This is a genomic window from Belnapia sp. AC561 (assembly GCF_979252845.1).
The window spans coordinates 13,586-27,897 of the sequence record NZ_CEEDBP010000012.1 but is presented as its reverse complement, the minus strand read 5'-3'; the positions used below and the strand labels follow the sequence as shown (position 1 = coordinate 27,897).

The window sequence follows — 14,312 nt, the reverse complement described above, 5'->3', positions numbered from 1 at the left end:
ATGGCGGTGCCGGGCCGCCCGCGCTACACCCCGCCCACGATGACCAGCACCGATATCTTCGCCACCCTCCGCGCCCGCACCGTCACCGCTCTCCAGACGCTGCTGCCAGATCTTCCGGCAGAGGCCTTCGCCAGGGTCCAGATGGAGCCGCCGCGCGACCCCGCCCATGGCGACATGGCGACCAATGCCGCGCTGGTCGTCGGCAAGGCGGCGAGGCAGCCGCCGGCGAAGCTCGCCCAGGCCCTGGCCGAGAAGTTGGCCGCGCTGCCCGAGGTCGAGAACGCTGCCCCGGCCGGGCCGGGCTTCGTCAACCTGCGCCTGCGGGAGGAGTTTCTGCGAGCCCAGCTCCCGGCGATCCTGACCGCCGGGGAGGGCTTCGGCGATGGCGCCACCGGCGGTGGCCGCAAGGTCAATGTGGAATACGTCTCGGCCAATCCGACCGGGCCGATGCATGTCGGGCATTGCCGCGGTGCGGTGGTGGGCGACGCGCTGGCAAACCTGCTCGGCAAGGCCGGCTGGGACGTGACCAAGGAATACTACATCAACGATGCCGGGGCGCAGGTGCAGGCGCTCGCTCTCGCGGCCTATTGGCGCTACCTCCAGGTGTTGGCGACGACCCCGGAGGGCCAGTCGCTGGCGGCGGGTGACCCGGCATTGGCCGGATTCGCCGGCTCGGCTCGCAGCCGTGAGGATTTCGAGCAGGCCTTCGGCATCACCCTGCAATATGGTGGCGATTATCTGGTGCCGGTGGGGCAGGCACTGTTCACAGCCCATGGCACTGGGCTGGTGCCCGCCGCGGGCGCCCCGACACCCGAAACGCTGGAGCTCATCCGCGGCGTCACCGTCGATGCCATGATGGCCGAGATCCGTAGCGACCTCGCTGCCCTCGGCGTCCGCCACGATGTCTTCATCAGCGAGGCAGCCCTGGTCCGTGCCGGCGTCGCCGATCGGGCGATCGCCGACCTCGCTGCCAAGGGCCTGGTCTACGAGGGCGTGCTGGAGCCCCCCAAGGGCAAGCTGCCGGAGGATTGGGAGCCGCGCCCGCAGACCCTCTTCGCTTCGACCAAATTCGGCGACGACGTGGATCGGCCGCTGCGCAAGTCCGATGGCAGCAACACCTACTTCGCCAATGACATCGGCAACCACGCCGACAAGCTGGCGCGCGGCTTCGCCGAGTTGGTGCAGGTCTGGGGTGCCGACCATGGCGGCTATGTCCGGCGCATGGCGGCGGCGGTGAAAGCGCTGTCGGGTGACCACCCCGTGCCACTCGACGTGGTGCTGACCCAGATCGTGAAGGTGGTGAAGAACGGTGAGCCGGTACGGATGAGCAAGCGCGCCGGCACCTATGTGACGCTGGCCGACCTCATCGAGGAGGTCGGCCGCGATGCCGTCCGCTTCACCATGCTGACCCGCAAGGCGGATGCGCAGATGGAATTCGACCTCGACAAGGTGGTCGAGCAGTCGCGCGAGAATCCGGTCTTCTACGTCCAGTACGCCCATGCCCGCTGCCGCAGCGTGCTTCGCAGCGGCGAAGACCCGGCGCCCGCCGAGCTCGCCAGCGCTCCGCTCGATTCGCTGACCGACCCGGCCGAGCTGGCGCTGATCCGCCGCCTCGCCGCCTGGCCGCGCACCGTCGAAGCCGCTGCTCTGGCCCGTGAGCCGCATAGGATCGCCTTCTTTCTCCATGACTTGGCGGGCGATTTTCATGTACTGTGGAACAGGGGACGAGAGGATACGACCCTTCGTTTCATCCGGGGGGATGAGCCGGAGGCGACGCGGGCCAGGCTCGCGTTGGTTGCCGCTACGGCGACGGTGATTCGCTCGGGCCTCCAGGTCATGGGGGTCACGCCCGTCGAGGAGATGCGGTGAGCGACATCACGATTCCATCCTGGCGTGCGCGCCCGGAAAATCCCGGTCCCAACTGGCGGATGCTGGGGGTGGCGGGCGGCTTGCTCGGCGCGGTCGCGGTGGCGGGCGCGGTGGGTTGGGGGTTTTCCCGGATGGGGGCGCCACGTACCGTGCCGCTGATCGAGCCGGATTCCCGGCCGGTGAAGATTCGCCCGGAATCGCCCGGCGGCATGATCGTGCCGAATCAGGACCAGCTTGTGCTCGAGCCGCCCTCGGTACGCCGCGCCGCGGAACGCAATGCCGGCGTCAGCGCCCGGCTGGATCAGGGGCCAGAACTGCCGGCGCTTGAACAGTTGCGGCAGCAGGCCGCCCCGCCAGCCGCGCCGGTGCCCAATCCGGCACCCGCGCCGGTGATCCCGGCGGCTCCGGCCCCGCCGGCGGCTTCAGCCTTCAACGTTCCGGTCTTGCCGGCACCGGTCGCGCCCCCGCCCCAGCCGGCGCAGCCGCCGTCTACCCAATCCTCATCGGCGCAGCCCCAGCAGCAGGCCGCCGTGGCCTCGCCGGCCCCGCCCACGCCACCCGCCCCGGTCGTGGTGCGGCCCGGCCTAGCTCCGGTCGCCAATGGTCGGGCGATGGTCCAACTCGCTGCCCTCAGCTCGGAGGAATCGGCCCGCAGCGAATGGGAGCGGTTGCAGAAGCGGGTGCCGGAGCTGGCGGCCTTTCAGTCGCAGATCACCCGCTTCGACCGTGGCGAAGGCCAAGCGCCGCTCTATCGGCTGCGCGCCATCGGCCTCGCCAATACTGCCGCCGCCCGGTCGCTGTGCGAGGCGATGCGCGCCAAGGCGGCACCCTGCACGCCACTCGGGGGCTGAGGGTGCGGCCACGCGCAGCCATCGTCGGCATCGCCGGGACGGAGCTTTCGGCGGCGGAGGCAGCCGTCTTCCGTGCAACGCCTCCCCTCGGTGTCATCCTCTTCGCCCGCAACATCGCCGATCCCGGGCAACTCGCGGCATTGAATGCCGCGATCCGCGACCTGCTGGGCGATGAGGCGCCGATCCTGGTGGATCAGGAAGGTGGCCGCGTCGCCCGGCTGCGCGCGCCTCTCTGGCCGCAATGCCCACCGGCCGCGCTGTTCGAGGACCTCCCCGAATCGGCTGCCCGGGCCAATGCCGCGCTGCATGGGCTGATGTGCCGTGAGGCCGGATTCGATGTCGTCTGTGCCCCAGTGCTGGACCTGCGCCTGCCCGGTGCCCATGCCGTCATCGGCGACCGCGCCTTCAGCGACCGGCCTGAGGAAGTGGCACGGCTCGGCCTCGCCTGGGCCGAGGGACTGCAGCAGGCCGGCTGCATCCCGGTGGTTAAGCACGTGCCCGGCCATGGCCGAGCGCTGGTGGACAGTCACCTCGACCTGCCGCGGGTCCTCGCCACCAGCGCGGAACTGGCGCTGGATTGCACGCCCTTCGCCGCCCTGGCCGGCATCGCCGCCTGGGCCATGACCGCGCATATCGTCTATGAGGCCTGGGATGCCGACTTGCCGGCGACCCTTTCCCCGCGGGTGATCGGCGAGGTGATCCGTGGCGCCATCGGCTTCCCAGGCATCCTGGTCAGCGACGACCTCTGCATGAAGGCCTTGCGGGGAGAGGCCGGTGCTCTGGCGCGCCAATCCCTGGCTGCCGGCTGCGACCTCGTCCTGCATTGCAATGGCGACCTCGCCGAGGGCGCGGCGCTGCTGCGCGATTGCCCACCGCTCACCGACCAGGCTGCCGAACGGCTCGCCACCACCCGTGCCCGGGTGCTCGAGGCCCGCGAAATCCTGGATCCGCGGGTTCTGGTCGCCACGCGGGATGCCCAGCTTACGGCCTCGGCGTGACCGATATCCTCGGCTGGCTGCCAGAGCTTCTGGCGGCGGTCTGCGTCTCGGTGCTGGCCATCACGCTGCATGAGGCGGCGCATGGCTATGCTGCGCTCTGGCTCGGCGACGGCACCGCCCAGCGGGCAGGCCGCCTCAGCCTGAACCCACTGCGACATGTGGACAGGGTGGGTACCGTGCTGGTGCCCGGGGTGCTGCTGGTCGGCCAGTTGCTGACCCTGGGCCGGGTCGAGTTCATGTTCGGCTGGGCCAAGCCGGTGCCGGTGGACCTCCGCGCCCTGGCCAATCCACGGGTCGGCATGATGCTGGTGGCCGCCGCCGGGCCGGCGATGAACTTCGCCCTCGCCATGATCTCCGGCCTGCTGGTGCATCCCCTGGTCGCACTGGACGGGGTGGTCTCGCGTGACCTGTTGCTGGCCGGCGCACATGTCATCCAGCTCTCGATCCTCGCCAACCTCGTCCTCGGCCTGTTCAACCTGCTGCCCATCCCGCCGCTGGATGGCGGGCGGATCGTCGCCGGGCTGCTGCCACGGGCCTTGGTGCTGCCCTATATGCGGCTGGAACGCTGGGGCATCCTCATCGTCATCTTCGGCGTCTTCCTGCTGCCGCGGCTGGCGCCCGGCTATGACCCGGTCGGCTGGGCGCTGCAGAATGTCGTGCAACGGGCCTTCGATTTCGTCGTGCTGATCTCGGGGAATGCCTGATGGCGCAGCCGGTCATGCATCTCCGGCTGGAAGGCTTCGAGGGACCGCTCGACCTGCTGCTGGACCTCGCCCGGGCGCAGAAGGTCGACCTCGAGAAGATTTCCATCATCGCCCTGGTGGACCAATTCCTCGCGGTGCTGGACCAGGCCCGCAAGGTGCGGCTGGAACTGGCGGCGGATTGGCTGGTGATGGCCGCTTGGCTGGCCTGGCTGAAGTCCCGCCTTCTGGTCCCGCAGGACCCGGATGAGGAGGTCGATGCCGAGGCTCTGGCCGCGGCGCTGACCGATCGGCTCGCCGAGTTGGACCGCATGCGCCTTGCCGCCGCCTTCCTTGGTGCCCGGCAGCAGCTGGGCCGGGAGATATTCGGCCGTGGCGCGGCGGAAAACCTGCGGGTCGAGGACCGCAGCGGCCTGAACGCCGACCTGCCGGCGCTGTTGCAGGCCTATGCCGCTGCCCGCCGCCGGGCCCTCGCACGGCGGCCCTATGCGCCGAGACATCGCAAGCTCTGGACCGTGCAGGATGCCCTCGCTCGTCTCGGCGGCATGGTCGGCGCCCTGCCGGATTGGGCGACCTTGACGCGTTTCCTGCCGGATGGCCTCTCCGACCCGGTGGAACAGCGCGCCGCCCTGGCCAGCACGCTGATCGCCGCGCTGGAGACGGCCCGGGGCGGCGGGATCGAATTGCGCCAGGAACGCGCCTTCGGTCCCATCCTGGTCCGGCGGGCCCTGGCGGTGGAAGAAACGGTATCCGATGTCCGAGCAGCCTGATCCCGCCCCCGAGGCCCCGCCCATCGCAGAACTTGATTCTGCCCTCTTCGTCCATGCTCTGCGAATTGCTGAGGCCCTGGTCTTTGCCAGCGATCGCCCGATCCCGCCCGCCAAGGTCCAGCAGGCTTTGCCGCCCGGGGTGGATGCCCGCGCCGTTCTCACTTCCCTGATGGCGACTACCGCCGGCCGGCCGGTCGAGTTGGTGGAGGTCGCCGGCGGCTATGCCTTCCGCACCGCCGCCGACCTTGCCCCGGCACTGACCCGGGTGGTGGAGGTACCGCGCAAGCTGCCCCGGGTGGCGATGGAGACCCTGGCCATCATCGCCTACCACCAGCCGGTGACCCGGCCGGAGATCGAGGAGATCCGCGGCGCCACTCTCTCCCAGACCACGCTCGAGGCGCTGCTGGAGAACGGTCTGATCGCCCCCCGCGGCCGCAAGGAAGTGCCGGGCCGCCCCAGCCTATGGGGCACCACCCCGCGCTTCCTCGAGCAGTTCGGTCTGAAGGGCCTCGGCGACCTGCCCCGGCGCGAGGAATTGGTCAGCGAGCCCGGCCCGCTCTTCCGGGCCCCGGCCATTCCGGAATGACGCTGCGGCTGTCCGGCATCCGCCATGCCTATGGCAGCCGGACCGTGCTGCATGGCGTCGACCTTGATGTAAGTGCGGGGGAGATCCTCTGCCTGCTCGGCCCATCCGGCGACGGCAAGACCACGCTGCTGCGGCTGGTCGCGGGGCTGGAGCCGCTGCAGGCCGGGCGAATCGAGTTGGGCGGCGTCGTGGTCGGCGAACCGGGGCGGGACCTCCCGCCGGAGGACCGCCGCGTTGGCTTCGTCTTCCAGGACTACGCGCTGTTTCCCCACCTGACCGTCGCCGACAACGTCGCCTTCGGCCTGCACCGGAGCCCGAAGGGGGAAAGGGCCTGGCAGGTGGCGGAGGCACTGGCCCGGGTCGGCCTAGAGACCCATGCCAAGGCCTTTCCGCATATGCTTTCGGGTGGCCAGCAGCAGCGGGTGGCGCTGGCCCGCGCCCTGGCGCCGCGACCGCAGGTGCTGCTGCTGGACGAGGCCTTCGCCTCGCTCGATGCCCGGCTGCGCGAGCAGGTCCGCGACGATACCCTCCATGTGCTGCAGACCGCCGGCGTCCCGGCGCTGATCGTCACCCACGACGCCGAGGAGGCGATGTTCCTCGCCGACCGGATCGCCCTGATGCGGGCCGGCCGGGTGGTGCAGCTCGGCACGCCGGAACAACTTTACCTCCACCCCGCCGAGCCCTTCGTCGCAACCTTCCTCGGTGAGGTGAACCGCATGCCGGCCCGGCTGCGCGGCGCCTGGGTGGAAACCGCGATGGGCCTGCTGCCGCGACCGGCCGGATGCCCGCTGCCCGATGGCCCGGCTGAGCTGCTGTTGCGCCCGGAAGGGCTGCGGGTCGGCGTTCCGGATGGCATGCCGGCGGCGGTCGAGGCCTGCCGGCTGCTCGGGCCGACCACCCTGGTGCATCTCACGGTTGCGGATGGGGCAGGGGGCCTGCTCCATCTGCATGCCCGGCTGCCGCCCGGCGCAGTACTGGCACGTGGACAGCAGGTGACGGTTGCGATCGACCCTGAACGGGCCTTCGTATTTCCCGCAGCGGCTCCCTAGATTGGCGCCGCGGGGCTATCCTGCTAACGGGAAGGTGCCGCGTAATCTGGGAGCAGCTCCCTCAGCGTGGCTGGAGACGGTATGTTCGATTTTGCCTGGTCCGAGATAGCGCTGATCGGCGTCGTGGCGCTGGTCGTCATCGGCCCGAAGGACCTGCCCGAGGCAATCCGCGGCGTGGCGCGCGGAATCACGAAGCTGCGCCGCATGGCCAGCGAATTCCAGGGTCAGGCCGATGAGCTGGTGCGTGAGGCGAACCTCGACGAGGTGCGCAATTCCATCAATGAAATCCGCAACTTCAATGTGCGGGACCAGCTCACCAAGGCGGTGGATAAGGATGGGTCGATCCGCAAGACCTTTACCGAGGATCCGCTGAAGCCGGACTACACCCCCTATACGCCACAGCCGGTAACGCCGGCGACGGTGACCGAGCCGCCGCCGGGTGCCATGGAAGGCGCCAGTGCCAATTTGGGCAGCGCTGGCCTCGACAGCACCGAGCCGGCCGTCAAGCCAGAGCCCGCGGCCCCGGCCTTCATTCCGCCCGCCTTCGTGCCCCCGCCGGCTGCCGCCACGCCGCCTCCTGTGGTCGCCGCGCCGGCGGGGCCGACCCCGGCCACGCCCGCCTTCGTGCCTCCGGCCGATCCGGCCCCCGCGCCGTCCACCCAGACCCAGAGCTGAGACCCCGAACCAGTGTCGCGCGATCCGGAAGATACCATCGACGATAAGCCGATGCCGTTGCTCGAGCACCTGATGGAGCTGCGCACGCGGCTGCTCTGGTCGGTCGGCGCCTTCGGCATTGCTTTCGCAATTTGTTATTACTTCTCGGCCCAGATCTACGGCTTCCTCGCCCAGCCGCTGGCCGACATCCTGCAACAGCAGGGCGGCGGCGAGCGGCGGATGATCTTCACCGCCCTCTACGAGGCCTTCTTCACCTACCTGAAGGTCGCCTTCTTCGGCGCCACTTTCTTCAGCTTCCCGATGTGGGCGACGCAGCTCTGGCTCTTCATCGCGCCCGGCCTGTACCGGTCCGAGAAGCGGGCGGTTACACCCTTCCTGGTCGCCTCGCCCTTCCTGTTCCTGGCCGGGGCGGCGCTGGCCTATTATTTCATCTTCCCTCTGGCTTGGCGCTTCTTCATCACCTTCGAGACGCCGCCGGGCGAGGGCGCGTTGCCCATCCAGCTCGAGGCGAAGGTCAGCGAATATCTTTCGCTGGTCATGCAGATGATCCTGGCCTTCGGCATCTCCTTCCAGCTGCCGGTACTGCTCACGCTGCTCTGCCGCGTCGGCATCCTCAGCGTGGAGACGCTGAAGAAGGGCCGCCGGTACGCAATTGTCGGCATGTTCGTGATTGCCGCGGTGCTGACGCCGCCGGACGTCATCAGCCAGGTCGGCCTCGCCGTACCGCTGCTGGCGCTTTACGAGCTGTCGATCCTGGCGGCGACCTGGATGGCCCGCAAGAAGCCCGAAGATACGAAGAAGACCTGAGCCATGCATGACATCCGGCGAATCCGCGAAGCGCCCGAGGCCTTCGACGCGGCGATGGCGCGGCGTGGTGTCGAGGGAATCGCCAGCCGAGTGCTGGAGATCGATGGCACCCGCCGCAGCACCATCCGGGCACTGGAGGAGAAGCAGGCCCGCCGCAACGCGCTGGCGCGTGAGATCGGCCAGGCCAAGCGCAGCGGCGGCGACAGCACCGTGCTGGAAGCGGAGGGCGTCCGCCTGCGCGACGACATGGCCGCGCTGGAACAGGAGACCAAGACCCAGGATGCAGCGCTGGAACTGACCCTGGCCCAACTGCCCAATGTTCTTGACGCGGAGGTCCCCGAAGGCCGCGACGAATCCGCCAACGTCGTCCTGCACCAGCACAGTGAGCCACCTCGGCCCGACTTCACGCCGAAGCAGCATTTCGAGATCGGCGAGGCCCTCGGCCTGATGGACTTCGCCAGTGCCGCCAAGTTGGCCGGCACCCGCTTCACCGTCTTGAAGGGCATGCTGGCGCGGCTCGAACGCGCTCTCGGGCAATGGATGCTGACGCTGCATACGGAACAGCACGGCTACTCCGAAACCGCTGTCCCCTACCTGGTCAATGCCGCGACCATGTACGGCACCAGCCAGTTGCCGAAATTCGAGGAAGACCTCTTCAAGACCACCGACGGCCGCTATCTCATCCCCACCGCCGAGGTGCCGCTGACCAATCTGGTGCGGGAGGAGATCGTCGCCGAGTCTCGGTTGCCGATCCGCCTGACGGCACTCTCCCCAAGCTTTCGCTCGGAAGCCGGCAGCGCCGGGCGGGATACCCGCGGGATGCTGCGCCAGCACCAGTTCCACAAGGTGGAGTTGGTCTCCATCACCCGGCCGCAGGACAGCGATGCCGAGCATGAGCGCATGACGCGATGCGCCGAGACCGTCCTGACCGAGCTCGGCTTGGTCTGGCGCCGCCTCTTTCTCTGCGCCGGCGATACCGGCTTCAGCGCAGCCCGTACCTACGACCTGGAGGTCTGGCTGCCCGGCCAGCAGATGTGGCGGGAAATCTCCTCCTGCTCCAACTGCCGGGATTTCCAGGCCCGCCGCATGAATGCCCGCTACCGCCCGGCGGAGGGGAAGGGCACCGCCTTCCTCCACACGCTGAACGGCAGCGGCGTGGCCGTGGGCCGTGCCCTGATCGCGGTGCTCGAAACGCACCAGCAAGCCGACGGCAGCGTGCTGGTGCCCGAGGTCCTGCGCCCATGGATGGGCGGCGTGGAGCGTATCGCCTAAGGCCGTTCAGCCCAGGCGCCGCAGCTCCGGCGCCAGCTTCTGCGCGAAGAAATCGCAGAACCTCGCCTGATCCGGCCCGATCTGGGTCATGATCAGGTGGTCGAATCCTGCCTCCCGGAATTTCCGCAGATTGGCCAGGTGCTGCTCCGGATCCGGGCCGCAGGAGACGTTCTCGGCCACCATCGCCGGCGTCACATGCTTGGTCGCCGCAGCGAAGCTTTCCACGCTCGGCAACTCGGCCTGCACCGGCCAGCCGGTGACCGACCAGCGGAAGTAGTGATGCGCGGTTTCCTGGGCTGCCGCCTCGGTTTCCCCATAGCAGACGGAGACTTCGGCATAGCAGGGGCCCTGGCCCCCGGCGCCCCGGTAAGCCTCTACCAGGTCGGCGCGCGGCTCGGTGGCGATCATCCCCTCCGCCTTCCGCGCCGCCATGCGGGCCGCCTCCGGACCACCGGCCGCCAGGATCACCGGCGGCTTCCGCTCCGGCCGATCGAACAGCTTCGCATGGTCGAGCTGGAAATGCTGGCCGCGGAAGTTGGTCAATCCGGCGGAGAGCAGGCCCTGGATGATCTCGATCGCTTCGCTCAGCCGCTCGTGCCGTTCCGACATGCCCGGCCAGCCGGCACCCGTGACATGCTCGTTCAACCGTTCCCCGGCGCCTAGGCCGAGGGTGAAGCGGTCGTCGCTCAGCAAGGCGACCGTTGCAGCGGCCTGGGCGATGATGGCCGGGTGATAGCGCTGGATTGGGCAGGTGACCGCCGTCATCAGACCGATGCGGCTGGTGGCCTGCGCCGACGCACCCAGCACGGACCAGGCGAGGGGGGCATGCCCCTGTTCCTCGATCCAGGGAGAGAAATGGTCGGAGATGGCGGCGAAGTCGAAGCCGGCTTCCTCCGCCTTCACCAGGTTGCGGACCAGGGCCTTCGGGCCATGCTCCTCCGACATCAGCTTGTAGCCGAGCTTCACCATAGGGGCTGCCTCCATCCAGGCCATGCCGGGACGGCCGGCCGGCGTTTCGGCCAGGGCAACGCGGACGCCCCCACCCAGGTTCGGATGTTGCGGCGCAGCGAAGAGGAAGCTTCACTGTGCGCCTGACCGTAAAGGCCCACCCCATGAACCGGCCGCTGCTCGCCGTCTCCTTCCCGCTCCATGCCGCCGCCCGCGCCACCTTGGACGAGGAAATTGGCGAGGCGGCCGAAATCGTCGCCTTGCACGACCTTGGCCCCACCGAGCGGATTGCGATCCTTGCTCGTGCCACGATCCTGCTCGCCCGTAATACCGGCAGGGAATTGCAGCCGGGCGAAGCGGGGCTGCTGGCCAAGGCGAAACTTGTCCAGTTCATGACCGCCGGCGTCGACTACATCCCGCTCCGCGCCCTGCCCGAGGATGTGCCCATCGCCTGCAACGGCGGCGCCTATGCCGAACCCATGGCGGAGCATGGGCTGGCCATGGTGCTCGCTGCCGCCAAGCGCCTCGCCATCGAACAGGCGGCGATGCAGCAGGGGGTCTTCAACCAGTTCGCCAACAACCGCATGCTGGCCGGCGGCGTCTGCGGCATTCTCGGCTTTGGTGGCATCGGCATCGCCATGGCGCGGCTGATGCGGGCCATGGGCATGCGGATCCACGCTATCCGCCGCAGCGGCACCAGCGAGGAGCCGGTGGATTGGATCGGCACGCCGGACCGGCTGGATGAGATGCTGGCGGCCAGCGACGTGCTGGTGCTCAGCCTGCCGCTGACCAATGCCACGCGCGGCAGCATCGATGCCCGTGCGCTCCGCGTCATGAAGCCCGACGCCATCCTGGTGAACCTGGCCCGCGGCGAGATCGTGGCGGAGGAGGATCTGTACCGGCATCTGCTGGCGAATCCCGGCTTCACCGCCTGCATCGATGCCTGGTGGATCGAACCGGTGCGGCACGGCCATTTCCGCATGGACCAGCCCTTCCTGGATCTGCCCAATGTCATCGCCTCGCCGCATAACTCGGCCTCGGTGCATGGCATCCAGGCTGTGGCGCTGCGCCATGCCGCGACGAATATCCGGCGGGTGCTTGACGGGCTGCCTCCTGCCAATCTCATCGGTGTCGCGGAACGGGAAGCTGCCCCGCCCGAGTAACGCGGCCGGCGTCGCGTCGGGAGGCCGTCTGCCGCGTTCAGCCGTGGCGGATGTTCCGCAGTCCGTCCCTACGTGAAGACCCGGCCCGGCCGGGCGCCGGAGCCCTGTGGCAATATTCGAACTTCTGCTGGCCCTGTTGGCCGCCTGCGTCGTCTTGGCCGTGGTGGCCCGCCTACTCGACCTGCCGCTGGCGGTGACGCTGGTGATCGGCGGCATGGGAATCGCCTTCATCCCAGGCCTTCCGTCGCTGGTGCTGGACCCGGATCTGGTGCTGGCGCTGTTCCTGCCGCCGCTGTTGCAGATCAGTGCCTACCGGACCGATTGGCCGGCCTTCCGCGACCACCTGCGGCCGATCCTGCTGCTGGCGATCGGCGCGGTTTTCTTCACGGCCGGGTTGGTCGCGGTGATGGCCAGGCTGCTGGTACCGGAACTGCCGTGGTGGGCGGCGATCACCCTCGGTGCCATCGTCGCCCCCCCGGATGCCGTGGCCGCCGCCTCCATCCTGAAGCGGTTTCGGCTGCCGAAGCGGATCGTCACGGTGCTCGAGGGCGAGAGCCTCATCAACGATGCCTCTTCCCTGGTGCTGTATAAATTCGCGGTCGCGGCGGTCGGGATGGGCACGGTCGACTACACCGATGGGGCTTGGCAATTCATTGTGGTGGCACTGGGCGGTGCAGGCATCGGTTGGCTGATCGGTCGGGCCGCGATGTGGATCTTCCTCCACCTGGAGGATACCCTGCTCGACCTCACCATCAGTATCCTGGCCGGCTTCGCCGCTTATCTCACCGCTGAGGCCTGTCATGTCTCCGGCGTCCTTGCGGCCGTGGCCTGCGGCCTGGTGCTCGGCCGCCAGCAGCATGCCGAATTCACCGCACGGACCCGGATCGAGCTGGTGGCGGTCTGGGGCTTCCTCGAATTCGCGCTGACCAGTCTGGTCTTCATGCTGATCGGGCTACAGTTGCGGGACATCCTCGGCCGTCTGGCCGCTTATGAAACCGGGCAACTCATCCTCGTAGCGGGGGCGATGGCGGCGACGCTGATCTTCAGCCGCTTCGCCTGGGTCTTCGCTGCCGGCTGGCTGCCGCGGGCCCTGTCGCCGGCGCTGCGCTCGCGCGACCCCATGCCGCACTGGAGTCATTCGGTGGTCATCGCCTGGACCGGGATGCGGGGCGTGGTGAGTCTGGCCGCGGCCCTGGCCCTGCCCGAGCATTTCCCCGGCCGCGACCTCATCCTGTTCCTGGCCTTCTGCGCCATCTGCGCGACGCTGCTGTTTCAGGGCACCACGCTGGGCTGGCTGGTGGGTCGGCTTGGCGTGGTGGGCGACAAGCAGGTCCTGCCCGAGCCGGAGACCGCCGAGGCGCGGGCCGAGATCGCCACCGCCGCGCTGGAGGCGGTGCGGGAGCGGCTGGACGACTCCAGCAATGCCGACGAGGCTTCGGCGGCAGCGGAGTTGGTCCAGGAATACGAGGTCCGGGCGGAACGCGCGAGCATCGAGGGGCAGGATCTGGAAGCGAAGGGGGCGCAGCTCGAGGCCCAGCTTCAGCTCCGGTTGGTCGCCATCCAGGCGGCGCGGGACAGGCTGGCCGAGCGCACGGATGCGCTGGATGGCGAGGCGCATCGTGCCCTGGTGGATGAACTGGATCTGGAGGAACAGCAGATCAGGCGCGCGCTCGACGCCTGATCAAGGTGTCTCGGGAGAAACCTCAGCCCTCGACCCGCACCGCGTCGGTGATGACCGGGCCTGTGGCCTCTTCCGTGGCGGCGATCCAGACCTTGGGCTTCGCCGCCTCGAAGGCACCGAAAGGCGAGGCGAAGGCGACCTCGGCAGCGTCGCGGCCGATCCCGATCCGGACCAGACCATCGGGCGCCGCCTTCCGCGTCGCATCGAAGATGTACCAGGCACCGCCGCCGGGGCCCTGCAGCCAGGCCTCAAAGACCGCGTGGAAATCCGGCGGGTCGAGACGCCAAGCATAGGCGCTGACGTAGCGGGCCGGTATGCCCATGGCGCGGCAGCAGGCGATGGCCAGATGCGAGAAGTCGCGGCAGACGCCGGCCCGCTGCAGGATTGTATCCATGGCCGAGCTCTGCTCGTCCGAGCTGCCAGCTTGGTAGTCGACGTGGTCGTGGATCCAATTGCAGATGCCGTTCACCCGTGCATAGCCGGGGGGCAGCCCGCCAAAAGTCTTCTGTGCAAAGGGCGTCAGCCGGTCGGCCTGGCAGTAACGGCTGGGGTAGAGGTGGGGATAGACCTCAAAGGGCAATTCGCCGGCCGGCACCTCGGCAATGGCTGCGGGATCATCGAGTCCCGGGGAGAGCGAGACGGTCGCCTCGTAGCGAAGGGTGAAGGCGCCGGCCGGGGCCATCACTCGGAGATAGCGGTTGCCGCTCTCGGGCTGGATCCAAACCTCGCGAGGTAGCTCCGGGGGGAGGCTCAGCGCCTCATGGCGCAGGTTTTGGATCGCGGTTCGCGCGACCTCGATATTGAAGAGGATCGGCGCCGGTTGCGGCAGCGAATAGGACAGTTCGCAGCCAAGTCGAAACTCCATCGCACCACTCTCCCAGTTCGTCGAGGGAGTAGCAAATCATGTGCCGCTGGCGGGCCGGGCGGTGGTCACCGCCCGGC

14 protein-coding genes are annotated in these 14,312 nt (G+C 68.9%); 12 read left to right on the top strand and 2 right to left on the bottom strand.

Annotated features, from left to right (window positions below; translation table 11 throughout):
• From AC0IW9_RS12070 to serS, 10 genes are all read left to right on the top strand, one after another.
• Entirely contained in the window at nucleotides 1-1,869 is a 1,869-nt protein-coding gene (locus tag AC0IW9_RS12070) for an arginine--tRNA ligase (protein WP_471648498.1), read from the top strand.
• Nucleotides 1,866-2,720: an SPOR domain-containing protein gene (locus AC0IW9_RS12065; protein WP_471648497.1), complete on the top strand. Its 855-nt coding sequence runs from the start codon at nucleotides 1,866-1,868 to the stop codon at nucleotides 2,718-2,720. Before AC0IW9_RS12070 ends, AC0IW9_RS12065 begins: the two co-directional genes overlap by 4 nt.
• Before the next feature lie 2 nt (nucleotides 2,721-2,722).
• Entirely contained in the window at nucleotides 2,723-3,718 is a 996-nt protein-coding gene (gene nagZ, locus AC0IW9_RS12060) for a beta-N-acetylhexosaminidase (RefSeq protein ID WP_471648496.1), read from the top strand.
• The gene (locus AC0IW9_RS12055) at nucleotides 3,715-4,422 is read left to right on the top strand and encodes a site-2 protease family protein (protein WP_471648495.1); all 708 of its coding nucleotides are present in this window, start codon (nucleotides 3,715-3,717) and stop codon (nucleotides 4,420-4,422) included. The genes nagZ and AC0IW9_RS12055 overlap by 4 nt, the downstream gene beginning before the upstream one ends.
• The gene (locus AC0IW9_RS12050) at nucleotides 4,422-5,189 is read left to right on the top strand and encodes a segregation and condensation protein A (RefSeq protein ID WP_471648494.1); all 768 of its coding nucleotides are present in this window, start codon (nucleotides 4,422-4,424) and stop codon (nucleotides 5,187-5,189) included. Before AC0IW9_RS12055 ends, AC0IW9_RS12050 begins: the two co-directional genes overlap by 1 nt.
• Nucleotides 5,173-5,775 carry an SMC-Scp complex subunit ScpB gene (gene scpB, locus AC0IW9_RS12045; RefSeq protein WP_471648493.1) on the top strand — a complete coding sequence of 201 codons (603 nt, stop codon included), beginning with the start codon at nucleotides 5,173-5,175 and terminating at the stop codon, nucleotides 5,773-5,775. The genes AC0IW9_RS12050 and scpB overlap by 17 nt, the downstream gene beginning before the upstream one ends.
• Nucleotides 5,772-6,824 (top strand): ABC transporter ATP-binding protein, encoded by a 1,053-nt coding sequence (locus tag AC0IW9_RS12040; RefSeq protein WP_471648492.1) that lies wholly within the window; start codon nucleotides 5,772-5,774, stop codon nucleotides 6,822-6,824. Before scpB ends, AC0IW9_RS12040 begins: the two co-directional genes overlap by 4 nt.
• 81 nt (nucleotides 6,825-6,905) lie before the next feature.
• Nucleotides 6,906-7,499 (top strand): Sec-independent protein translocase protein TatB, encoded by a 594-nt coding sequence (gene tatB, locus AC0IW9_RS12035; protein ID WP_471648491.1) that lies wholly within the window; start codon nucleotides 6,906-6,908, stop codon nucleotides 7,497-7,499.
• Between the two features lie 51 nt (nucleotides 7,500-7,550).
• Nucleotides 7,551-8,306 (top strand): twin-arginine translocase subunit TatC, encoded by a 756-nt coding sequence (tatC, locus tag AC0IW9_RS12030; RefSeq protein WP_471648490.1) that lies wholly within the window; start codon nucleotides 7,551-7,553, stop codon nucleotides 8,304-8,306.
• Nucleotides 8,307-8,309: 3 nt separating this feature from the next.
• The gene (gene serS, locus AC0IW9_RS12025; protein ID WP_471648489.1) at nucleotides 8,310-9,578 is read left to right on the top strand and encodes a serine--tRNA ligase; all 1,269 of its coding nucleotides are present in this window, start codon (nucleotides 8,310-8,312) and stop codon (nucleotides 9,576-9,578) included.
• A 6-nt stretch (nucleotides 9,579-9,584) separates the two neighbouring features.
• On the opposite strand, the gene AC0IW9_RS12020 is transcribed toward serS, so the two are convergent.
• Nucleotides 9,585-10,562, bottom strand: coding sequence for a TIGR03557 family F420-dependent LLM class oxidoreductase (locus AC0IW9_RS12020; protein WP_471648488.1), 978 nt, complete (start codon nucleotides 10,560-10,562; stop codon nucleotides 9,585-9,587).
• A 101-nt stretch (nucleotides 10,563-10,663) separates the two neighbouring features.
• On the opposite strand from AC0IW9_RS12020, the gene AC0IW9_RS12015 reads away from it, so the two are divergent.
• Together AC0IW9_RS12015 and AC0IW9_RS12010 are read left to right on the top strand one after the other, a co-directional pair.
• Complete coding sequence (locus AC0IW9_RS12015) at nucleotides 10,664-11,689, top strand: NAD(P)-dependent oxidoreductase (RefSeq protein WP_471648487.1); 1,026 nt, start codon at nucleotides 10,664-10,666, stop codon at nucleotides 11,687-11,689.
• Nucleotides 11,690-11,795: 106 nt separating this feature from the next.
• Nucleotides 11,796-13,370 (top strand): Na+/H+ antiporter, encoded by a 1,575-nt coding sequence (locus AC0IW9_RS12010; RefSeq protein ID WP_471648486.1) that lies wholly within the window; start codon nucleotides 11,796-11,798, stop codon nucleotides 13,368-13,370.
• 22 nt (nucleotides 13,371-13,392) lie between these two features.
• Here AC0IW9_RS12010 and AC0IW9_RS12005 read toward each other — a convergent pair whose 3' ends face one another.
• Nucleotides 13,393-14,235, bottom strand: a complete 843-nt coding sequence (locus AC0IW9_RS12005; RefSeq protein WP_471648485.1) for a transglutaminase-like domain-containing protein — start codon at nucleotides 14,233-14,235, stop codon at nucleotides 13,393-13,395.
• Between the last annotated feature and the right edge of the window lie 77 nt (nucleotides 14,236-14,312).